General features: G+C 60.4%; 14 protein-coding genes and 1 pseudogene. 11 read left to right on the top strand and 4 right to left on the bottom strand.

All coding sequences use genetic code 11. The features are described 5' to 3' along the window. Positions 1-201 precede the first annotated feature (201 nt). The 4 genes and pseudogenes from ACFFNA_RS22500 to ACFFNA_RS22485 form a co-directional block, all read left to right on the top strand. On the top strand, positions 202-474 hold the full coding sequence (locus ACFFNA_RS22500) for a hypothetical protein (RefSeq protein ID WP_378921742.1): 273 nt from the start codon (positions 202-204) through the stop codon (positions 472-474). Continuing rightward, the gene (locus ACFFNA_RS22495) at positions 471-1256 is read left to right on the top strand and encodes an HNH endonuclease family protein (RefSeq protein WP_378921740.1); all 786 of its coding nucleotides are present in this window, start codon (positions 471-473) and stop codon (positions 1254-1256) included. Before ACFFNA_RS22500 ends, ACFFNA_RS22495 begins: the two co-directional genes overlap by 4 nt. Then, positions 1253-1672, top strand: a complete 420-nt coding sequence (locus ACFFNA_RS22490) for a M24 family metallopeptidase (RefSeq protein ID WP_378921752.1) — start codon at positions 1253-1255, stop codon at positions 1670-1672. Before ACFFNA_RS22495 ends, ACFFNA_RS22490 begins: the two co-directional genes overlap by 4 nt. Before the next feature lie 147 nt (positions 1673-1819). Then, positions 1820-1960: pseudogene (locus ACFFNA_RS22485) on the top strand (IS110 family transposase); the annotation flags it as partial. A gap of 156 nt (positions 1961-2116) precedes the next feature. On the opposite strand, the gene ACFFNA_RS22480 reads toward ACFFNA_RS22485, so the two are convergent. Continuing rightward, on the bottom strand, positions 2117-3112 hold the full coding sequence (locus tag ACFFNA_RS22480; RefSeq protein WP_378921738.1) for a LysR substrate-binding domain-containing protein: 996 nt from the start codon (positions 3110-3112) through the stop codon (positions 2117-2119). Between the two features lie 107 nt (positions 3113-3219). On the opposite strand from ACFFNA_RS22480, the gene ACFFNA_RS22475 reads away from it, so the two are divergent. The 7 genes from ACFFNA_RS22475 (at position 3220) to ACFFNA_RS22445 (ending at position 10368) form a co-directional block, all read left to right on the top strand. Next, positions 3220-4752: an ATP-binding cassette domain-containing protein gene (locus ACFFNA_RS22475; RefSeq protein ID WP_378921736.1), complete on the top strand. Its 1533-nt coding sequence runs from the start codon at positions 3220-3222 to the stop codon at positions 4750-4752. Continuing rightward, complete coding sequence (locus ACFFNA_RS22470; RefSeq protein ID WP_202296443.1) at positions 4749-5753, top strand: ABC transporter permease; 1005 nt, start codon at positions 4749-4751, stop codon at positions 5751-5753. Before ACFFNA_RS22475 ends, ACFFNA_RS22470 begins: the two co-directional genes overlap by 4 nt. 22 nt (positions 5754-5775) lie before the next feature. Further along, positions 5776-6738: a substrate-binding domain-containing protein gene (locus ACFFNA_RS22465; RefSeq protein WP_378921733.1), complete on the top strand. Its 963-nt coding sequence runs from the start codon at positions 5776-5778 to the stop codon at positions 6736-6738. A 65-nt stretch (positions 6739-6803) separates the two neighbouring features. Then, complete coding sequence (locus tag ACFFNA_RS22460; RefSeq protein ID WP_378921731.1) at positions 6804-7697, top strand: amidohydrolase family protein; 894 nt, start codon at positions 6804-6806, stop codon at positions 7695-7697. 40 nt (positions 7698-7737) lie between these two features. After that, positions 7738-8490, top strand: coding sequence for an SDR family NAD(P)-dependent oxidoreductase (locus ACFFNA_RS22455; protein WP_378921729.1), 753 nt, complete (start codon positions 7738-7740; stop codon positions 8488-8490). Positions 8491-8509: 19 nt separating this feature from the next. Next, positions 8510-9349: a transketolase gene (locus tag ACFFNA_RS22450; protein ID WP_378921750.1), complete on the top strand. Its 840-nt coding sequence runs from the start codon at positions 8510-8512 to the stop codon at positions 9347-9349. Further along, positions 9346-10368 (top strand): transketolase family protein, encoded by a 1023-nt coding sequence (locus ACFFNA_RS22445; RefSeq protein ID WP_378921727.1) that lies wholly within the window; start codon positions 9346-9348, stop codon positions 10366-10368. The genes ACFFNA_RS22450 and ACFFNA_RS22445 overlap by 4 nt, the downstream gene beginning before the upstream one ends. A 675-nt stretch (positions 10369-11043) precedes the next feature. Here ACFFNA_RS22445 and ACFFNA_RS22440 read toward each other — a convergent pair. The 3 genes from ACFFNA_RS22440 to ACFFNA_RS22430 form a co-directional block, all read right to left on the bottom strand. Then, positions 11044-11256: a hypothetical protein gene (locus tag ACFFNA_RS22440; RefSeq protein WP_378921725.1), complete on the bottom strand. Its 213-nt coding sequence runs from the start codon at positions 11254-11256 to the stop codon at positions 11044-11046. A 689-nt stretch (positions 11257-11945) separates the two neighbouring features. Next, positions 11946-13574: an AAA family ATPase gene (locus ACFFNA_RS22435; protein ID WP_378921723.1), complete on the bottom strand. Its 1629-nt coding sequence runs from the start codon at positions 13572-13574 to the stop codon at positions 11946-11948. Beyond that, positions 13571-23470 carry an RNaseH domain-containing protein gene (locus tag ACFFNA_RS22430; RefSeq protein ID WP_378921721.1) on the bottom strand — a complete coding sequence of 3300 codons (9900 nt, stop codon included), beginning with the start codon at positions 23468-23470 and terminating at the stop codon, positions 13571-13573. The genes ACFFNA_RS22435 and ACFFNA_RS22430 overlap by 4 nt, the downstream gene beginning before the upstream one ends. Positions 23471-23474: the final 4 nt, after the last annotated feature.

Genomic DNA, 23474 nt, shown 5'->3' with positions numbered 1-23474 from the left:
CAGATCGTTTGATTGCGGCATGGGGCTCTCCATCGGGTTGGTTGGAAGCGCCGAAAGTGCCACCTTCGCCGCCAGCCCCATAGCATCTTAAATGTGAGATTGCGCCGACTTCTCCAGAGAGACCGGTAATTTTTCTGGGGTTGAGCACGGATTGTTAGGCCCGAGCAGTTCATCACCGTCGCTTTGTTAGGAGAAGCAACGATGGCGGTGGAGTGGACAATTACAATCGAGGGAAAGAGCGAGTTCGGCGACGTTTGTCGTCGGGAGGTCCAGGTCGACAAGAGCTGGGAGCTGTTCGCGCTGAACAACAAGCTGGACTCCCTCGGACTGGCCTACCAGAGCAGCAACCCCGCTTTCGAAGACTTCCTGCGCTCCTTGCATCGGGCTGACCAAGAAGAGCGCGGTCCTTACACGCCTGAAGAGGTCGAAGCGCAGAACCGCTTCATGCAGGAGATCGTTGAGGGTCTTCGGTGAAATACATCAACTATCCAGTGGGCGCGATCGAGGCCGCCTGGCGGGCCAGGGCCGAGACCGCCGCCAGCACCGCGGCTCAGATGTCCGTGGAAGCGGCCAAAGTCTACGTCGCCAGCCGAAGCGAGATCTGGAGCGACCTGAAGCCCGCCCTGGAAGCCCTGTCTTCGGGAAAATGCTGGTACTCGGAAGCCAAGGACCGGGTGTCCTTCTGGCACGTTGACCATTACCGTCCTAAGAGCCTCTATCCTTGGCTCGCCTTCGACTGGAGAAACATGCGCTTGTGCGGCGGCATGCCCAATATCGCCAAGTCCAACGATTTTCCGCTGAACGATGAAACCAACCGAGCGACCGGCGCCAGCCCCTCGACCGCTCTGGAGGTTCCCCTACTGCTGGATCCCACGCAGTGGGGCGATCCGGACCTCCTGACCTTCAACGGGACTGGCGAGCCGACCTGCGCCGATCCCCGAGACCAGGTGGCGGCGCTGAGAGTCAAGCTGTCGGTCAAACTCCTCAACCTTGATACGGAGAAACTCTGCGAAGGCCGCCGCGACACATGGCGCAGTTGCGAACGTCGGTTGAAGGATCTGCGCGGCACCGTCGAAGCCCAGCGTCATCAGAACAACACCGACGCGGGCGACCGGCTGAAGGACCTCTGCAGAGATCTGGACGACCTCTACGATGAGGAGTCCGAGTTCACGGCTACGGCCTGGGCCTGCGCTAAGGAACTCAATGCGGAAATGATCGTGCGTCTTGCGAAGGAAGTAGCGCGGTCCTTGGACTGACGGTTTGTGGCGACTCTCGCTGCAGCTATCACCGACACCGAACAATCTCTCGACTTCATGCTGTCGCATACGAACACGTAATGACGAATATGGCCATGCTTAAGCCTGGCGTATCGTTCACAGAACTCACTGAAAAGAGCCACAAGCTTCCAGCCGAGTTCGTCGATCAGCGCTATGGCGTGATGATGCACGGGATCGGGCTTTGTGACGAATACCCGGCAATCCTCTATCCCGAGGATTTCATCCCAGGTGCTTTCGACTACGTGCTCGAACCGGGAATGACCCTGTGCGTGGAGGCCTATATTGGCGCCGTGGGCGGCCGCGAAGCGGTGAAGTTGGAAGAGCAGGTGCTGGTCACCGAGAAGGGCGTTGAGAACCTCACAACGTGTCCGTTTGATGCATCCCTGATGGGTTGATAAGCCGAGGGGCGCCCCGCCTTGGAGGAACGGAACACGCCACTGAGGCAAGCCTGGACCCTAGCACATGAATGTCCGCTTTGAGTCCTCGATAGGATGAAGAACGGGCTGACGATTGACACCGGGCCCATCGAACGGAGGACAGCCATGGAACAGTATATCGGTCTCGACGTGTCCACGAAAGAGACGGCAATATCGATCCGGCAGGACTGCAAGAGGATTTGGCGGGGCAAGTGCGCGTCCGACCCGCAACTGCTCGCGGCGGTGATCCGCAAGCGCGCACCGCAATGTTTAGAGCCCCATCCGGTGGGTGCGATCGGCTCGACTGCTGAGAGCGACCTCGTCGCGAGAGTCGAACCCTAGGCTCGGCGGTCTCTCGATATCAGCCCGAACTCACCCACAGGGAACCGACGGTGATACCAAGTGTCTTGAACCTCCGACAGCTCAGGCCATTGGCGCCATCTTGTCATCCCGTGTGCCGAAGTGAGGCCGCCGTTCGAACGATATGCGAAGACCCTGCTCGCATAGAAACTGGCGAGCCAAATCGGTGTCGCGCTTGCCGACCCGCGATACCCATTCCGAAAACAGGCGGACGGCGCGCCGGTTCATGTGCCTGGAAGGACAGACCAGCCAATAGCCGGGAAACTCAATGACGTCGAACTCGGTCGATACCGGCACCAGGGAACCCGACACGAGATCCTCGAACGCGATTGTCGTGCTTTCCAGGACGACGCCTGCTCCGTCCTTCGCCAGCTGAACCGACATCGACGAACGGTCGAAACGATAAGGGTAGGTCATCCGAGCACCCTGGATGCCGTTGCGCGGCAGCCAATAGTCCCAGCGGAAATAGGCCTTCACGCTGTCAATCAGTCTCGCATGACGAAGCTGCTCGCGCGGATCGACTGACAGTCCGCGCAGCTCCGCCAGATAGGATGGCGAGCACATCGGAAGGATGAGGTCGTTGACGACGCAATCGGAATAAAGGCCAGCCCAGCCACCGTCGCCATAGCGTAGATCGAGATCGATGACCTCGGTTTCGAAGTCGGAGAAATTGGGCGTGGCGTCCACCCGCAGGTTCCAGCTCGGATAGTCCTTGCTGAACTCAGCCAACCGGGGCGCCAACCACTTCTCGCCGAAAGAAGGACTGACGCGAAGACTGAGCTGGAAGCTTTCGCGCTGGCGAACAATGGCGTTTCGCACCTCACGAATGGATTCGAAGGCCTGGGTCGTGGTCTGGAAAAGTCGTTCGCCGTCGATGGTCAGCGAGAGATGGCGCTTTTCTCGCTGGAAAAGCCGCACGCCGAGTTGGTGTTCGAGCAACCGCAGCTGCTGGCTGACCGCTGAAGGTGTCACGTGCAACTCCTGCGCAGCCTTTGCCACGCCGCCGAGCCGGGCGACGGCCTCGAAATGGGTCATCGAATTGAACTTGATATCCGACATCTTTCTGGTCAGTCAGTTAAGTTCAGCTACACAGAATGTTAAGAAACGAGAATTGAGCCGAATGTCAATCAGTCGCATGATCCTGTCGTCTCGGGAGGAGATACAGGATGGAACCGGGTTCAACCCAAAGCGTGGGTAGCGCCGGCAACGTGCCGGGAGTTGGACAAGTATCGACCAGGAAGCCCCTGATCGAAGCTGCCAATGTCGAAAAAAGTTATGGCGCAACCCGTGTCCTTCGGGGTGTGAACTTTCAGGTCCGGGCTGGCGAAATCCACGCGCTCCTGGGCGGTAACGGCGCCGGAAAAAGCACTCTCATCCGCATCATCACGGGGCTGACATCACGCGATGCCGGCGAAATTCACGTCGCCTCGTCGAAGGCCGGCCGCACCAGCCCGATCATCGCGGTGGTGCATCAGGAGCTGGCGCTGTTGCCCGAGCTGTCGGTCGCGGAGAACATCGGCATCGTACATGCAAGGTCGGGCTGGTCGCAGATCAGCCGTCGCCGCATGCGTGAAATTGCCCTTAGAGCGCTCCAGCTGATCGACCCAGCGATCGGCGAAGAGATCATCGATCTGCCGGCACGCAAATTGTCGCTTCATGAAGGCCAGATCGTCGAGATCGCTCGTGCCCTTTCCACTGGAGCAGAAGTCCTGCTTCTCGACGAGCCCACGGCCAATCTCACCGCCGGCGAGACAGCCAAACTCTTCTGGGTGCTCAAGCGGTTGGTGCACGAGGAAGGCATCGGCATCGTCTTTGTTTCTCACCGCATGCGGGAAATCCGCGCGCTCTGCGATGTCTGCACGATTTTGCGCGATGGCGTCACGATCGCCAATGCCACGTCACTTGCCCTGCTTAGCGACGCCGAGATCGTCCAGCAGATGGGACAGCCCGCACAGGGTCCGGCAATGCACCGCAACCTGCAAAAACGCCGCCGACAGGGCGCCCCCGTCGAACTCCTTGGCCCCGGAGATGTCAGGATCGCGATTTCGTCTGGCACCATCCTGGGACTGGCCGGCGCACCCGCGGGTCCGACCGGTCTCATAGCTCCCCTTGTCGGCGCCGGGCCTGGAGCCGGCTGGCGCCTTTCCGGAGAGGGTTTTGCCGACCGGTTCTCGTCTCCGGCGGCAGCGGCGCGCGCAGGCATTGGCTTCGTCTCGGGCGACCGGGCAACCAAGGGCATCCTTTCTCAGCTTCCCATCGTCGACAACGTGCTTGCAGCACGCAGGGTTCGCGAGAGGCGGCGGATCGTTGCCGCGGCCGAGACGCAGGATTGTCGCGATCTCGTTTCGGCGCTGAAGTTGAAAGCCGCCTCGATCTGGGACCTGCCGGCTTCGCTGTCCGGCGGCAACCAGCAAAAGCTTCTCGTCGCACGCTGGCTTGGGTTGCCGCTCAGGATGGTGGTGCTGGAAGAGCCGACGCGGGGCGTCGACATCGGCACCAAGCATGACATTTACGGCTTGATCCGGGAGATGGCCGACGCCGGCGCGATCATCATCTGGTGGTCGACCGAGAATGTCGAACTGCTCGAGCTTTGCGATGCCATTTTCGCCTTCGACACCGATGGGCAGCCAAAAGGATTCCTGCCTGAGGAGCACTACACCGAAGACGGGCTCGCCGAACTGACGGGGATGGCGGCATGACCGACGCGACCAACGGCAACACGACCACCAGCAAACTCCGGAGCGCCACGTCACGCGTCCCAGCAGTTCTTTTGTCCTACCGCACGGAAGCCGCGATTGCAGCGGCAATCGTTGTCCTGCTGCTGGCCGTTGGCATGTTCGTGCCCGCCGCACTCAGCATGGGTAATTTGCAAAACATCGTCCAGGCCGCCGCGCCTCTCATCATCATGTCGCTCGGTGTTTTGCTGGTCGTGGTCACCGGCGGCATCGATCTTTCGGTCGGTTCAGTCTTTTCCCTGACCGGGATGGTGACCGCGCTGGCGATGGCCAATGGCGCTGACGGACTGACCGCCAGCGCCGCCGGCCTGGCGGTCGGCTTGGGGTTCGGCGCGATCAATGGTCTTCTGGTCACGGTCGTCGGGCTCGCGCCTTTCGTCGTCACGCTCATCACCTACGCGGTGGCGGGCAGCCTGGCCTTCATCGTCACCAACGGCCGTTCGATGCCGATCGGCGCACCGGATTTCTGGCTCCTGAATTCCGGCGAGATCGTCCCCGGCATGCCCAACCATCTCGTGGTCTGCATCGTACTGATGGTCGCGCTGGAATATGTGCTGCGCAAGGTCGTGGTCGGACGCTGGTTCTATGCCGTCGGCTCGTCGGCAATTGCGGCACGGCTGCTTGGCATCCCGGTTCTGCGCATCAAGTTCGCGGCCTATGTCGCTTCGGGCCTGCTTGCCTCTTTCGCGGGGCTGCTGACGGTCAGCTACATCCTCAACGCCGAAGCCACGGCAGGAGCGAGCCTGATGCTGCAGGCGATTGCCGCTGTGGTCATTGGCGGGGCCAGCCTTTTTGGCGGAACCGGCAGCGCGATCGGCGCCGTGCTGGGCGCGCTGATGATCACCTGCATCCAGAACGGGGTGAACCTCATTGGCGTGAACAGCTTCTGGCAAGGCTCCGTCACAGGCGCCGCAATCCTGCTCGCGGTTTTGATCGACCGCTTCAGCAACAAGAACCGCATCTAGATCATCAACGGGAGGAACCAAGATGAAGTTGAAGAGCATCCTGATTGCAGCTTTGGCGACGGCCGCCTTGTCAAGCGCGTCATACGCCGAAGACAAGAAGACCGTCGCCTACATCGCCCCATCGCTCGACATTTCCTATTGGCAATGGGTCGGCTATGGCGTGAAGGAGAAGGCCAATGAACTCGGCATGGACTATGTCGAGTACACGTCGGAAAACTCACCCGCCAAGCAGATGGACAATGCCAGGACCGCGGTGACCAAAGGCGTCTCGGCCATCGTGATCGGCCCCGTCAGCTCGACATCGACACCGCCGCTGCTCGACTATCTGGCGAAGCAGAAAGTGCCGATCGCGTTCGCCGGCATCGGGCCGCAGCCAGGCCTCACCAACTACACATCCTCGGTCACCGCCAACAACTATGAGACCGGCAAGGCGCAAGGCAAATTCACCTGCGAACTCGCCAAGGAGCGTGGCGGCAACAAGGTTGGCATGCTGTCGCTGCCGCAGGATCGGGAGAATGCGCAGAAATATCTCAAGGGCGCCAAGGAAGCCTTCGCCGCCAACGGGTGCGACCTCGTCCAGATACTGGAAACACGCGGCCTCACCATCAACGAAGCCGTCACCCAGGCAAACGACCTCTTAACCGCCAATCCCGACGTCAAGGCCATTTACGGTATGTATGACGAAGCCGGCACGGGCGCCGCCAAGGTTGCCGAGACCCGCGGCCTGACCGGCAAGATCGGCATTACCGTTGCAGACGGCTCGCCCACGACGATCGCGCTGCTCAAGAAGGGAGCGATCCAGGGCATCTTCTTCCAGGAGGCGGTCGGCCAAGGCATCGACGGCACCCAACAGGTCTACAACGCCTTGACGGGCGCGCCGGTGACCCAGGACCTGGCCCTGGTCATGCCGCTCGTTACCGCCGACAAGGTCGACAGTCCCGAGGCCAAGAAGGTCATCGCCCGCGTCTTTCCCCCGAGCAACTGACCGCCACCCAATGGACCCGCCGGCAGAGGCCGGCGGGTCCAGATCCCGAGCGAGGAATCCTGACCGTGGCCGAGCTGCCGTTCATCGATCCGCACCATCATCTCTGGGACCTGGAAGTTAATTACTATCCGTGGCTGACCGAGGGGGTTAAGCCGTCGGCCTTCGGCGACTACGAAGCGATCCGCAAGAGCTATCGTCTCGACGACTATCTTGAGGACGCCAGGAACCAGAACCTCGTGAAATCGGTGCATCTGGACGTTGGGTTCGATCCCAGCGATCCGGTCGGGGAGACGCGCTGGCTGCAGGAGATCGCCAACAAGCGAGGCTTTCCGCATGGCATCGTCGGCTATGCCGACCTGTCCAAACCCGATGTCGGCGAACTCCTCGACCGGCACATGGAGTATCCGAACTTCCGGGGTATCAGGCAGTCGATGAACTATCATGCAGACCCCGCCAAGACCTATCAGGCGCGGCCAGAGGTCAGCCGGACGCTAGAATGGCGGCGCGGCTTCCGGGAACTGGCAAAGCGCCGGCTAAGCTTCGACTTGCAGCTCTATTATCCGCAGATGGAAGAGTTTCTTCAGCTCGCGCTCGACTTTCCCGACGTCCAGATCATTCTCAACCACACCGGCATGCAGGTCGACGGCCCTAAGCATTTCAACGCCTGGAAAAAGGGCATGCACCGATTGGCGCAAGCGCCGAACGTCGCCTGCAAGATCTCCGGCCTGGGTATGGGCGACTGGTCATGGACCACGGCGTCGATCCGTCCCTATGTCGAGGAAGCGATCGCGGCCTTCGGCGTCAAGCGCAGCATGTTCGCGACGAACTTTCCGGTAGACAAGCTGTTCTCGAGCTTCGACGCGGTCGTGAACGCCTTCAAGGAGATCACACGATACTACCCGCACGAGGAGCGGCTTGCGTTGTTCCATGACAACGCAGCCCGGTACTACCGGCTCTAGATCATCCGCCGAAACAATTGAAACAGCAGGAGACTTTGACATGTTGCTGAAGGGCAAGGCCGTCGTGATTTCGGGTGCCGCGAGCCCCCGGGGAATTGGCCGCTCCACGGCAACGCTGATGGCGGAGCAAGGCGCGCGCATTGCTATTCTTGACCTTGATGAGGAACAAGCCCGTGACGCCGCCGCGTCGCTTGGACCCGAGCACATCGGCCTCGCCTGCAATGTCGCCGACCTCGATGCCTGCAAGAGGGCTGCGGCAAAAGTGACCGAAGCGTTCGGAAGGGTCGAGGTGTTATGCAACATTGCCGGGATCACGCAGCCCGTTAAGACACTGGACATCGGCCCGGCCGACTGGGACCGCATCCTCGATGTCAATCTGCGCGGCGTGCTCTATCTCAGCCAGGCCTTCATCCCGCATATGCGTGAAAATGGCGGCGGCTCGATCATCTGCATGTCGTCGGTTTCAGCGCAACGCGGCGGCGGCATCTTCGGTGGCCCGCATTATTCAGCCGCCAAGGCGGGTGTGCTCGGGCTCGCCAAGGCCATGGCACGCGAGTTCGGGCCTGACGGCATTCGCATCAACTGCGTCACGCCTGGCCTGATCCAGACCGACATAACCGGCGGCAAACTGACCGATGCCATGCGCGCTGACATCATCAAGGGTATCCCGCTCAGTCGCCTGGGCGATGCGCGTGACGTGGCGGGCGCCTACCTCTTCCTCGCCTCCGATCTGGCCAGCTACATCACCGGTGCCGTGATCGACGTCAATGGGGGGATGCTGATCCATGGCTGAAGAGACAACGGAATTCGAGATGCCACGCGCGGGCAGCAATGTCAGCCTTGCAGAACGCGCCTATCGCATACGCCGACATGCCGTGCGCATGGGCGAAGTCCAAGGCCAGGGCTATGTCGGGCAGGCGCTCGGCGTCGCCGATGTGCTTGCGGTCGCCTATTTCCATGCGCTTCGCTACCGGCCGGATGACACGCTATGGGAAGGCCGCGATCGCTTCCTCCTATCCATCGGACACTATGCGATCGCACTCTACGCGGCATTCATCGAAGCAGGCGTGCTGCCGGAGGAAGAGCTCGAGACCTACGGTACCGACGACAGCCGCATGCCGATGTCCGGCATGGCGGCGTACACACCAGGCATGGAGATCACCGGCGGCTCGCTTGGTCACGGTCTTGGTATTGCCGTTGGCATGTGCCTGGGACTGAAACGCAAGCAGAGCGACAGTTTCGTCTACAATCTCTTGTCCGACGGTGAGCTCGGTGAGGGCTCGACCTGGGAAGCAGCGATGTCTGCCGCCCACCACAAGCTCGACAACCTCATCGCCATCGTCGACTTCAACAACCAGCAGGCCGACGGCCCGTCGACGGCCATGCTGTCTTCCGAGCCGGTGACCGACAAGTTCGAGGCCTTCGGCTGGCACGCGCAGCGCGTTGACGGTAACGACATCGAGGCCCTCCGCGCTGCGTTCGACAACGCTCGGGATCTCAAGGATCCGCGTCCGCGGATCATCGTCTGCGACACCCGCATGGCGAAGGGTGTGCCGTTCCTGGAGGCTCGCGACATCACGCATTTCATCCGCGTAGAGCCGCATGAATGGGCGCTGGCGCTCGAGGCACTGGAAAAGGGGCGTCCGCAGTGAGGCTGTCAAAATTCGTGCCGCGCCACGCCGTCAACGCGGGCGAGCGCAAGACCACGTCGGCGATGATCGCCTCAATTGCGCCCGATGGCATTCCGACGCGCAACGCGCCGTTCGGGCACACACTTGCCCGGCTGGCCCATCAGCGGCCCGGGATCGTCGGCTTGACGGCGGACCTTGCGAAATACACTGACCTTCATGTTTTCGCACAGGAACATCCGGACCGCTTCTATCAGATGGGCATGGCCGAGCAGGTGTTAATGAGCGCCGCCGCCGGCCTGGCACGCGAGGGTTTCACGCCATTCGCCACGACCTATGCTGTCTTTGCCTCCCGACGTGCCTACGATTTCATCTGCATGGCGATTGCCGAGGAGAAGCTCGACGTCAAGATCGTCTGCGCCCTGCCGGGGCTGACCACCGGCTACGGCCCCAGCCACCAGGCGACAGAAGACATCGCGATCTTCCGCGGCATGCCGAACCTGACGATCATCGACCCTTGCGACGCGCTCGACATCGAACAGGCCACGGAGGCAATCGCGGACTACAAGGGCCCGGTCTACATCCGGCTGCTGCGCGGCAAGGTTCCCGTGGTGCTCGATGAATACGACTACACGTTCGAGATCGGCAAGGCGCGGCTGTTGCGCGATGGGGCGGACGTGCTGTTCATCTCCAGCGGCCTGATGACCATGCGCGTGCTGGAGGCCGCGAAGGCGCTTGAAGCAGACCGCATCGACTGCGCGGTGCTGCACGTGCCGACGATCAAGCCGCTCGATACGGACGCAATCCTTGCCGCCGCGCGCCGGGCTGGACGGATGGTGGTCGTGGCGGAAAACCACACCATTATAGGTGGGTTGGGTGAGGGTGTTGCCGCGCTATTGATGCGGGAGGGAGTGGCTCCCGTCTTTCGCCAGATCGCGTTGCCAGATGAATTCCTCGATGCAGGCGCCTTGCCGACACTTCATGACCGTTATGGAATCTCGACGTCTGAGATCGCTTGCCGCATTCGAGGATGGACCAAATAAGACGCGATGGGAACTGGGCCCTTGCTTGGCGCTGCATGTAGGCAATTGGGAACGTCCGAAGCATCGCCAGACGGCCGATACGTGCAAAACTGCCGTTCGCGGCAGCGTGATCCGCCTGTCAGCAAAAGATCTCTACACCGAATTTCTGCCACCTGCTGGGGCAGTTGCAATTCCACTGTGCCGTCCGGAATTATCTGTCGCTGTCCGGAATTAAGCCGGGCCGCGGAGGTCGTCTGCGGCGGCGTTTCGCCGGGACGAAAGCCCCAGGCCCGAGTCGCGTCGATCAGAAACTTCTCGGCTTCTTGCAGGGTGTGGCCCCACGACATGCCGCCTTTGAGCAGGCCGCGGATTTCCTGTTTTAGGTCCTCCGCAATTTTCGCCCTGGGGGACCAGCTTGTCCCACTTTCGGCTTATGACGACACGCTTCTTGCCCTTGTCCGATCGACCATGCCGGCCGACTTTCATGCCTTCGTCAAAGCGTGCGGCATGACGGTGTAGCGTCCGCTGGGAATAGCTGACCGCCCTACCCTCCCAGTTCCTGCCAGCTCGGCCAGGGCGTCGGCGCGGCCAGTCGAGTTGGCTGGATGCTGAAGCGCTGGCCTCAGGTAATCGAGCCACCATGCGTGCTCTGCCGTCCTGCCTGTGATCGATTTCGAGTGGTTTTCAACGAGGGTTTTAGAAGACCTTTAAACGGTGCTGGTATTCGAGCGGCAGGGACGTGGAATTCACCTCATATTGCTCTCCGGCGTTCCCGCCGCGCCGACCATTGACCTTCCGCACTTCGAGCGGATTCTTTCGCCAGCGGCGCCGACGAAGAGCGCGGTGAGCCACCTGTCGCCCAATGCCGACCAGCGCAGCAAACTCAACTGTAGGCAGCCACTCGCTCATAGCTAGCAACCTGGCGTCGACGCGGGGCAATTCCTGAGGTGGGGATATGCTACATCGCGAACGTGTAAGCCATTTGAAGATCGTCCGAGACCACCTCGCGGAGGCAATATCAATGTCAGCCCCCGGCAAGAAGATTAAGCGCTGCAATAGCGCTCCGCCGAGAGGTGCGAGCGCCGCTCGCTCGATGAGGGTTACCAAACCTGTCGCTGGGGGTTACCAATGCGCGTGTTGGGTGGCCTTAGGTTCCCAATCTTAGCCGCAATAAGCTCAATCAAAACATATCCTTAAGGCTAGTCGGGAATTGATTGTCGTTGGAGCACATTGGTAACCTGTTGTCCGAAGGGCATTGGTAACCTCTTCGGGCGAAAGCGGCGGGATATCATCCACTTAGAAGTCCGGCTGGCGACAGATAATTCTGGGCTCTTGCCCTCACGAGGACAGATAATTCCGGACGTCACACCAGTCTGCCATTTATGCGACTTTCGAAGCACAAAGCATGAACTTCCCGTTGAGACACGGTAGTTTTGATTGGCGTAATGCTTTGTTCGTTGCGGGCACCAGTCGCAACTTCCGCAACACCGCAAACAGACGCCACAACGAAGCCGGAAAATCCTTCGACCTACCCAAGCCGCCGAAGTTGCCGGCATCCGCTAGCGTCAGCCCGCGCACGCCGCGGGCACATGCGGAATTTACTTCGTATTGCCTAAGCGCTGGTCGGTCACCAGAATGTTAGGTCGTTGATCTCCGGCGAGAATGTCAGCTATTTCGGCAGCGAAGATCTCTGCATGTCCCTCCAAGAGACCATCCCTTCCGTTGCGCCAGCCGCCATCCCGCCGCTTGTCGTCCATGTTTCGGTCGAGGACGACATATTCGACTTTTATGTCTTCCGGTATCAGGTCCACGATGTTCAGGCGGTCGCGCTTTTTGATATTAGTTGCATCCAAGACCGCGCTCTCTCCTCGGGACAGTTTTGCGACAAGCCGTTCTGTGACGACTTTGAATATCTTCGCTTGAGGTCCGGCGACGACAGCGCTACCAAAAAGCTGTTCTCTGACCGCATCGGCCGATATGATCTCATCTGGCGGATAGTTTGTTTTCGCGAAAGTGCTTTTTCCTGCGCCGCTCGGGCCGACCATCATGACGAGCTTCTGCCCGCATCTTGGCCAGTTCCAGCCGACCGTCTCCTTCTTGCTGCTGGAGGCGTATGTCTTCCAGGTCGTTGACAATGTGTTGATCAGCGCCCCCACCGGAATGTCATTATGGGCGATGTTGTTCCGGGCCTTTGCGGTCTGCTTCAAGAAGCGGATCTCCCCTTCCTCCAGCGCGCTGCCCAGGCATTCGCGTATGTAACTGTTCTCCATGTCATATCGGTTGGTGATGATCTTTTCGCCGAATGGCAGGGCCACCCGCCATGGAAGCTTGGCATCGATCAAATTCGCATAAACGTCGGCGAAGTGCCTGCATACGGTCGCGTTGAAATCGAGCACAGGGCCGCTTACAGCGCGCCAGCGCCGGATGTCGAATGCCTTCCTGTCATTTGCCGCTATCAGGCTTGCTGTATGGATATAGACGTCACCGTCGATGGTATCGACGAGTCCATTCCCCCAGCATGGCCTGACGTCTGCGTTCCCGCCATAGGCTGCCTTCAGCGTATCCCAAGGGTCAACCGCCGAGACGGGGTCGAGGGTTACCAGATATTCGGCAAGCCTCGGATCGTAGCCGGAAAGTCGTATCGCGACCTCGATCGCCACCTTTTCCAGAAGTGGCAGTCCGGTGAATCTGCCGGTTCGTCTGGAGATGTAGGTTCTCATGTCGAAGGAGGAGACCCGTCCGCTCCACCGGACAAGCGCCGCCGGGAAGAGACGGTCGAGGTCAGCTTTCGGAACGTCGGGAGGAACCAGCGCTACCAGGGCTGGCTTCAGGGCTTCATTGGAGCGCCTGCGCCATTCGGCCGAATACGACCTGAAAAAGGTAACCCAGTTGTCCCATTCGCCAGTATTGATGTCCTTGATGAGAAACGCGGCTCCTCTGAACTCGGGCTTGTCGATCAGCGATCCTGCGGTGCGCATCGACATCCGCATTTCTCCGCCAGCAACTGCCAGACGGTGGATAATCGGGCCGCGGGCGCCCGACGGAACCGTGTAGACGGGCACGTAGCCGTCATTTTCCAACCTTTCGATGACAGCCTCGGACAGGCCGGGCGCACGGTAGAGCGGTGCCTGGATTGCAGCCACCCCGTGTTTGGTGACGGCTTCGGCGATATCGTCGATGAAACCGGAGGGGCCCGGAAGGGACCAGAATAAGCCTTCGTCTATCATTCTGCGGCCACCAGCTTCATGTCGAGAAGTCCGGCCGTGAGAAGTGTCGGCAGGTAGGAGCTTTTCTGGCGTTCGACCCCGGGCTTCGCAGGCGCAACGGCTAGCAGGCCCATCAGGGTCCCGTACTGGATGAGAGCCTCTCCTGTCATGCCGTGGACCTTGAGATCGGCATTGAGTTCGAGGAACGCGTCCGCATCGCTCACGCTGAAGGGGGTCGGGCCGTTCATTTCGAGCGCCTTCGCGAGCACCTTGCCGTATTCTCCGGCCAGTCCGGTCTCCTCAGCGCCGACGGCGTCGGGCATCTGCCTCGGTTTGGCCCTTTGAGCGTAGCCGACATATTGCGACATGGGCTCGTTCCAGCCGCCATATTGGGCAAGCAGGTCATCGTAATGCAGTATCGTGGGGCCGGGGTGTTCCTTGTCGGCCATCTCGGTGAAGAATGCCGTCGACCATGGCTCGAGCACGATGATCTCGACATGGGACGTCAGTCCGGCCAACTGGCCGTCGGACGCGACCGAGGCGGCCTGTTGCGGGCCGCCGACGAATATCACCCGGACATCCCCCTTGGTTACGGGTTTCGCGTTGATCGCCGATTTGACCCATTCTGCCGTCCACGGTGCCGAAGGCTTGATGACCGCGATGGCTTTCTTGCCCTGGACGACGCGCTGGTCGCGAAGTGTTGAGGCCATTTCGGCGGACGTGTTCACGGACAGGATGCGCACGTCGTAATTGTCCCCGTCCGAGAACGAGTCCGGGACTGTCTTCAGCACGGCGGGAACGATGTCGTAATCGGCGAGCTTGTTGCCCAGAATGATGGTCGCCCTTGAGCCGGAGAGCAGGGTATCGCGTTCCTGGCTCAATGTGAGCGGCGATACGGTCCGCTTCTGCAGCACGTGTTTCGCGGCCTTGATCTCCCGCCTGTGGGATTTCGGGTCGAAGCCGATCGGGGCTTCCTTCTCCGTGAACTCGAGGAGCACAGTGTCGATCTCGTCACGGGTGCCGAGAAGGCGGACGACCGCGGTCGAGCGCAGCGTCCAGCGGTCGGTGCCGACCCTGCGGACGATGCCCAGTCCCTCCATTTCGTCGAGCAGGTCGTCGAAGAGCGAGAAGCGGTTCTTGTCCTTGAAGCCGGCCTCCCAGAAGCTGATGGAGGTTTCCCGGATTTCACGGGTGGTGAACCCGTCGTCCATGCGGCCTTCCGCTTCTGCCTCGAAAACGAGGCTCGCCACGACATAGGCGATAAGCTTGTACCGCAGGTCAATCTCGAGCGTCATGTCGAAGATGCCCTTGATCTCCGATTTGGTCGCCTGATCGTCCAGCACGCTTGCGATCAGCTCGGATGGGACCTTGCGGACAGGCATTTGCGTGGAATGTGCCGCGTATAGCACCTTCTTCAGCAGGTGCTTCGCATAGGTCTGGATCAGGACAGGGTAATAGTTCGAATGCGAGAGTATCCTCCAGATATCCTGCCTTTCGAGTTCGAGGCCGAGTGCCGCGAAGGGGCGAAGAACGAGGTCCTCGGCCGACGTGCGCTCTTCACCAGTAAGGCTGCCAATGCGCCGCGGGTCGGCTGAAATCTGCTTCAATGGCGGATTGCCCGTCTGGACAAGGCGGGTTACGTTCGACAGCCCGGCCAGCACGAACTTGAACCGCCGGTTAGTGTCGGTCATCAATTGCTGGAGAGCCAGGAACTCCGTATAGCCGCGCGCGGCATCGCTGACGATGAACTGGTCGCATTCGTCCAGCAGCAGGTAAATCCGACGGCGGTTGTCGTCTTCCAGCCATCGCTTGATGGTCTGGGTAACTCTTGTTGCATCGATCGGAGCGTTGACCTGGAAAATGTCAGGAAGCGCTCTTGCGATCTCCTGCCAGATAACTTTGGTCGCCAGATGCCCCTTGCCGATCTGGTGAGCATCGACGAAGCCGACAAACCTGCCCCTTTTCGGATCGTTGTTCTCCAGTTCGATATGCTTTAGGAGGGCGGTCTTGCCCATACGGCGGCCGCCATAGACGATGTTGGAGCCGCTATCGAGCAGGATCGCGCGGATGTCCTGCTCGCGCCCGACGAACATTTCGCGGGGGACGGCGCTCCTACCCCAGTCGGCATAGGGTTCGGCGAAACTGTAGGGCTGGGCAAGCTCGACCAGCGTCAGTGCCCTGATTTGCGGCTCGCTGACGGCATAGGAAATGGTCGCCGAATCGATCAGCAGGATGCGGCGGTTGGCCGCTAGGTTCCTCGTCAGGAATTTGCGCCGTTCTTCAGGCGTGACGATGTCGCTGACCAGGAGGATAAGGCCGTTGCCAGCGGGCAGTTTCTGCAATGTGCTTTCCGGAGGCAGGCTTTGGCTCACGGCCACACGGTAATTGCCCTCGGTCCGGGAGCCAAAATCAGGCAAGAGCAGGCTTTCGGTGTCGGTCGGTATGTCGAGCTTGAAATCGCCGACATACATTTTTCCCTTTGCGCTCGGTGGCACGAGGATGTTGGCCACGTCCTTGAACTCGGCACTTATTCCGAACTTTTCGAGGAAGCTCGCGGCGAAGGGGGAGAAGTCCTTGACGTGGAACTTGCGGAACAGGTCCCGCCATTCCGTGACGATCTCAACGGATTCCTTCCGGCGAGTTTCCGACAGCTGGTCATAGGCGATCCCTTCAAACGCATCGCCGTTCATGATCGCAATGGAGACATTGCTGGCGATGTCACCACGGTAGTGTTCAAGGGCCGGAAGCACCTTGTCGCGGAAAGTCTCGAACCTCCAGTTACGGCGGCGGGATTCCGGCAGGCGGCGTTCGTTCCTGACTTCCTGGATGTGCTCTTCCGCTGTCAGGAGGTCATCGGTTTCGCAAAGCGCGCGAAGCTTCTGGCAGATTTGGGGGTCGATGCCGCGGGATGATAGCTCGTCGATATCCTTCTGGAGGCGGATGCGCGGTTCCTCCAGTAGCGCCTGCGCACCTTCCCGGATCGTTTCGATCTCGTCCTGCGCCACGCTGACGTCGAAAATCCCGTCAATCTCCTCTAATACGCGAGCTCCTGGCTCGAGGGTGACGGGAACGTCCACGGCCTCGATCTTTTCGAGACGGTCGAGAAGGGAGGCGGCGGTCTCAGCATCGGTGCCTTGGCGGAGCGAACCGAAACGCATGACGCGTTCGACAACCTTTCGGGCCTGGCCGATATCTTCTCTCATTGTCTCCTTTGCGGCAAAAATGGCTTCATCCACTTCCTTGCCCAGGTTCTCAGCCAGTTCCTGGTCGATATCGAAGAAATCGGCGGCATCGAGAAGCATGCGTGCACCGACGAAGGAGCCGCGTTCCATGCGCTGACGCACGATGTTGTCGAACACCTCGTCGCGGTCCGGCTTCCTTTCAGGGAGAAGAGGGAGCCTTGTTCCGCAAAGGAGGTCCACCAGCCTTGCTGCAACATAGGGGCTTGGAAGCCAGGACCGGCCGTAGTCAAGTTCGGGAATGAGGGCGATTTCCGCATGGCAGGCCTGCAGATACTCGTTGCTGTCGGCTGAAGGCACCTGTTCGCCCGAAACGATGGCCGAGAGCTTCTTCAGGCGCAGCGCGACATGCCGTGCCGCCGTCCCGATCAGGCCTGCGTCCCGTGCGGCCGCTTCCACGGCGGCAGTCATCGTGTTCAGCGAGCGGGATATCCTCTTTGCAAGGTCGCGGGCCTTCGGTCGCTCCGCAGAGCTGGTCTCCCGCATTTCGGATTTGAGGTCGATGTAAGTGTTGGCGGCATCCCGGAAGTTTTCGAGGAAGGAGACCAGTCGGTTGCGCACGACTCCGTCCAGCCCCTTTGAGCGGTCCTGATGCATTGCATGCGTTTCGTCGAGCAGGTCGATGACGGCATTGCGGTCCTTGAGGGCCTCGGCAAAGTCTTTCACGACGGCCAGGGTCGCATCGTCATCCTTGCCCTTGGTGATCTGGGTCCGCAGCTTGCCGATGAGATTGTCGCTGCGGGAAAGCTCGTTCTTGATCTTGTTCCCGGGCTGGTAGTTGAAGCGAAGACCCTGGAAACCCTCGATCTTCTGAAAGAGATGCGCCCGGCTCTCGTTCAGTGCTTTCGTCAGGTCCATTTCGTCGGCGACGTTGGCGAGCATGGCGCGCGACAGGACGATGGTCGTGTGTTTTAGGGAATCGAGGTTCTTGAAAACCTCGCCTGCATTCTTCCCGAGGTCTCCCGGAAGCGAGCTGATGGAGCGCAGGATTTCAGCGCTTCCGTAGGACGGCGAGAAGATAGCCAGTTCGGTTGCCAGCGGCATCAATGTAAGAAGACGTGCCGCCGCCCGTTCCCCGTTGGCGTCTCGTTCGATCAGTTCGACGCAGCCAAGTGCCTCGTTGACCCATGAGGAAACGAGGTCGAGATTGGACTGGAGGGCGTTATGATTGAGGTGTCCTGCTATCGCTGCAAGCTTTGCCTCCTTCGCGGTGTAGAAAAGCGGACGTGACAGGTCCTCTGCCTCTGACGCCCGGGCAAGGTGGAAGGCCAGCGAATAGCTTCCCGACTCCATGAACCTGTCGAGGGCTTGGTTTATCCTCAGCGTCTCGAGGTCTTCCGCAGGCGGCGTCTCAAGCTTTTGCTCGGGGACCGTCGCAACTGCGTCGCCGTCCTGCGCCAAGGGTGCCGCCATCGGCACGACGTCATCTTCTGCGGCTTTCGGTTCGAGAATGTCTTCGTCCGGGATGACTTCCTCGAAGATATCGCCAGCACCGTCCTGGGCGTATTCGCTTTCCGCGCCGGTTGCGACAACGACAGGATCTGGAGTCGATGCCCGCGTCTCGATTTCAGCCTCGCGCGCAATGGACTCTGGTTGCCGGGTCTCATCGGAAACATCACTGTCGGGGCCGTCTCCGCCGTCAGGCGAAGGCGAAGCGGGAGCCAGAAGTGCAACGGCCGCCACCAGTGCCGATGCGACCGCGCCGATGCCTGATTCCGCTTCGCCGACCTTTTCGTACATCGACGGGGAAAGCTGGATTTTCTCAGCGGGCTTGGCTGCGGCAATCTTGGCGTCGAGTTCCCTGTAGGCGTCGACGGCGAGCTTCGTTCCGACAAGCGCGGCGCCTCCTTCGTCGAGATGTCTCCCGGCCTTTTCAGCCGATGATGGGTCGATCTCGCCTTCTTCCGGCATGCCAGACGTTGCATGCTCGAAGCCAAGGAATTCACAGATCTCCGCGGCTTCCTTCTCGAGTTCCCGTGCTCGGGCGACCAATGCGGCATTCGACATCTGGCGCGGCAAGGAGGCGACGGCCGCCTGAGCCTGATCCAGAAGGCCGGAAATGTTATCCAACGAAGCTGAAAGGCTGGCCCAATCGGGCTTGCCCAGCTTTTCGACCCCGTATTCCGCCTCTCTCATGATCGCGCGGAAGATATCTTCGATGCTCATATCAGCCCCCCTTGTCTGCCCGGCTTCGTGCACAACGACTTGCGGCTCTATTTCTCTTGCCTCGGGTTCTTCCTGTTTCTCGGGCGGGTTTCCGGCCCCTGTTGCAGATGTCCGGATGCCGTCGCCGGCGGCGGCGACCTCTCCGTTCTCGAAACTGTCGAGATAGTCTTCATAGAGCGGACTGTCTGAGCGGTCGTCATTGGCGAAGAACCAAAGTGAGGCCTTGCGCCGTGCCTCGATGAACCCCGCTGTATTAGCGAATTCCTCTCCAGCGGCTTTCACTGCCCGTTCGAGAGGAAGCGAAGGGTTCTCGATGGCGCGGATTTTCGCGAACTCGTCGGCCGTCTGCTTGTAACCGCTCTCGATCAGCCGGGTGAAGATTGCAGGGGCAATGCCTTCCTCTTCCCAGTTGGCGAGCGTCAACCGCTTCTCTTCGGGGCGGCTTTCGTCGATTGCCCTGACGGTCGACTCGATCTTTCGGTGGAACGGCTTGAACAGGCTTTCCCTGTCGCGCTTTGATATAGCCGCCAGGATCGGTTCCGGAACAGAGAAGAGCTTTGCGACGCAATCGGCGATGACTTCGCTGGACGGCTTGTCTTCCGGCCATGCCTTTGGGTTGCCCAGGGCTTCCCGGATTTCTGCGCGATGGTTGTGGAGATGACTCCTGAAGGCACCGCTCAATGAAATCCGGTCCCTGAGCCAGGCCGCGTTCACGTCGGGCACGGAGGGGCGTGCGGGTTCGCCTTCCTCGGCTATTGTCTGATAGTCGTCCATGCCCAGGCGGCCGATGCGGGGAGACGCCTTTTTTTGCTCCATCTCCGCCAGGATCGATTTCATGTCCTGCAGGTAGTCTATCAACTGCTCCTGAAACGCTGCCATGCGGCCGCAAAAAGCCTCGGTATCGGCATATTCGATGCCGAATTCTTGCCTTAGCTTTCCGGCGGTCTCTGCGTAAATGGCGGCCTTCTCCAGCTTGAAGATGGATTCGACTGCCATGAAGTGCCGCGCGAGAAGTCCGTCACCGCCCTCATGCAACTTCTTCAATGTGTTGAATGGGGAATCGTAGAGCGTGTCAACGAGGGAAGGGCCCGGCTCAAGCTTGCTTGCCGCCTTCCCTTTGCGGGCGATCTGCTCGTAGACCGGGTTGAAAATCCATCTCCCCCTGTTTTTGTCGATCGTGCGGGGGATAGCCGAGTTGACCAGAAAGCATGCGTCGCCCAATTGAAGCAGGGTTATCAGGAACCGTGCAAACGATCGGTCGTCCTTTACGTCGGTTTCGGGCAGCACGAGTTTGAACGGCACCTCCACCTTCATGGCGACGTCGTACAGTTTCTGCCTCGGCTTTACCGATGAATGGGCGCTGAGAAGCGACATGAGCCATTCTTCGCTAAAACAGGAGGGCAATGGCCCAACCCATAGCTTTTCCAGGATGGATTCGATTCTCTGGTCGCCGTTTGCCCGGGCACGGATTTCAGCGGGAAGCATTACTGTTCCCGATTTCGGAAAAGACGAGTTCGGAATGGCTGTAGCGCCCTGCGGCCCGGTGGTTCCGTTCATGAACGGCAAGTCTCCCAAATGTGCATGCGATGCCGGTTGCCTTTCTCCGGCATCCGTCTCGTTCCCGTCCTCGGCATCCGTCAGCCCGTCGGGTTCCTCCGCCTCATCCTGCTCCGGCGATTCGACGGTTTCAGACACCTCCTCCCGTTCGTCTTCTTCAGACAGGACGTAAGCGGGAATGTATTCAGCGACCTTCTTGGTGTGGAAAAGCGGAGCGGGCATTTTCACGGGAGAGCGTGTGTGGCCGAATCCGAACCGCAGGCCATGGCAAAGCGCCGCGATCCTGTCCGGGTCATCGCCTTCGAGATGATGGACGACAAGGATGCCGACGGTTCCCGGCAGCTTATAGGGCTCCGTGGTGAGATCGCGCTCGCCTTCGACCTTGATCTTCATGTCGGCCAAGGCAGGCGGAAGGTCTCCAGCCGCCGTCTTCATCTGAGGGATCGGCCTGTAAACGGACAGCCCTTTCGGCAGTTTCTGTGTTCCGTCCAGATGCCCGGTTGAGATGTAGTTGTCGGCTGCCCCCGCCAGCCGGACGAGGCGGCCCGAATCCGTCAGCGTCGGAGCCTGCCGGGTTTTCGTTCCGGTCTCCTCGCCCGTTTCGGGGTCGAGGATGGCGAATGTCTGTTCCTTGCGGGTAATGACGGCCGGCTCGATCTGGTCCTGGACGCGCACGATACGCGCGCCGGGCCACTCCGACGGATTGAAATCGGTGCCGACAAGCTTGCGAGGCTCATCCCATCCCTTGTTGGAAAGGGCAGGCCAAAGCTGCCTCGCATGGTCCCCCTCGAACATGATGAGAGGCTTGCGGCCACGGTCGCATTCATGGCTGGCAATCTCGGCGACGAATGTCTGGAAATCGGACTTCTCGGTTTCGCCGTTTCCGGTGTCGGCTTCATCCCAGCTTGCCACCGTCTTCAGGAGATCGAAGAAGGGAAGCGGATCGGTGATGTCGATGGAGCCGTTGATGGGACGCCCTGCCCTGGCGGTCGTGCTCCCGGTTTCAATATCTATGGAGACCGACAGGAAGAAGGACGATGCCTGCCTCGTTCGGGTCCGGTTCAGGGAGACGACGGAAATCCCGGTAATGGTCTCCGGCCGGGTGGCTGGATTCGGGAATGCCTCGGAGACATTGTCCCTGACCGGGGAAATCAGCGCGGAATGGCCGAACATCAAATCGAGGACGGCAGCCTGTATGCGGAAGAACCAGTCGTCGACCTTCGGGCCTTTGCTGTCGAGATACTGGACGTTGCAGTCGCCATAGCGGGCCAGAGCCACCCGCCCGGCAATCTTGTTCACGCCGTCGTCGGCGAACCTTCGGGCATGCACTAGGACGCGGGTCGCACCAAACTCTTCCGCCAGTTTCTGGGCAAAGGGTTTCCACAGCGAAACCCGGTTTTCATATCGGTCCCGCGCCTTCCCGTTCGGAAGCGAGAGAGACTTTCGGGGGCCGTGCACACCTTCCGGCATAAGCCTGTATTCGATGCGGAGGCGGCTGTTGAAGAGCGTCCGGACCGCCATTCCGATATGTTCGGCGTCGGCGATGCTTGCCGAGACGATCACGAGAACAGGCGGACTGGTCCCGAAAACCTGCCGGAGCCTTGTGGAATTGTCCTCCCGCAACAGGTCGAAGCGCTCCCGCTGGCCTTCAACGTCCGCAGGGACTTTCACCGACGGCGGGAGGTCGCCGTCGGAAAGCATGTTCCAGGTTTCGGCGATCGCCTTGTCGTCGATGTCGTTGTAGCCCAGCGAGCGCGCGATCTCTTCGAGAACCATGGCCGACTTCATCGCGGGGATGTCTTCGTCGCTGCGCTTGACGCGCTTTTTTCTTTCGACAGGTTCGGCGGCAAGGCGTTCGAGGACGCCTTTCATGGCCTCGACGATCCGGTCGAAGCAGTCGATGCAGTCCAGTTCCGTTGCTCCGGTCGCCACGGATGGCGTTGTTTCATATGCGGTAGAATAGGCGATGCCTACGAAGGCCCCGTCCTGCGGGCCCGATTTCACGAGCTGGGCGAAGCCAAGGGCCGTATCGACGCCCGATTTGAGCGCGGAGAGAACATAGGCCGGGTCTTCAGGTTCGCTGACGGCACCTTTCAGGATCGGCACATGGAAGGAAACGGCTCTCCTTTCGTCCTCGCCGAATACAGTCGCGGTCAGTTTCCTCTGCCTTGGCAGGAATTTGCCTGGAACATCCGGCGTCCAGCGCTTGCGCGAGACATCGATCCTGACGAAAGGTTGTGTCTGTCCGGGAAGCGTTTCGACCGTGAGCCTGGCCTGCATGGACCACGATCCGGAAGCCGCCGCCCTGGGAAAGGTCACGAAGCAGATCGAGTTGTCGCGGAAAGAAGACCGGATCAAGGTACGGACAGGCCCCATACCCGGGAACAATTCGGTCCCGGCAATGCGGCGGAACGCTTCTGCGTGGATGATGTCGCGGACATCCGTGAAGTTCTTGCCCTTGCCATCCTCGGTCTCGAGCGTTTTCCTGCTTGCCGTTGCCGCGGAGCCTTCTATGGCGAGGCGCGTGATCTCTTCGGCGAAGTCTGCCGGAAGTCCCCTGGCTTCGGCCCAAGGGGCCAGCACTTTCGCCGTCCACATGCGCACCGCCGACGTGACGGTCTTGAGGCATTCGTCTTCGGTTGCCGCGCACTCGGCAAAAGCACGCGGCCCCTTCTCGCTGTCATGCCAGCCGATACCGCCCAGGTCGGAGTCTACGTAGATCGGGTCGGGAAGCCCGGCGGAGAGCAAGGCTCTCAATGTTGCATAGGGAAGACGGTTGCCTGCCGGGTCTCCGGTATTTTTGGCAGCCGCGGCAAGGGCAGCGAAAGCCTGCGCCATGTCGGGATGCCAGCTAACCCTTGTGCAATCTCGGGCGGGCATGCTGCCCCCGAGAAAGGACAACCCCATGACGGAGACGCTCTCGGTCTTCTCTTCGGGTTTCGCCAGATAGAACATGCTG

The sequence above is a fragment of the Mesorhizobium kowhaii genome, from assembly GCF_042431665.1.
Lineage (GTDB): Bacteria > Pseudomonadota > Alphaproteobacteria > Rhizobiales > Rhizobiaceae > Mesorhizobium > Mesorhizobium kowhaii.
Note: the sequence above shows the minus strand (reverse complement) of the source record. Positions and strands in the feature narration are given on the sequence as shown.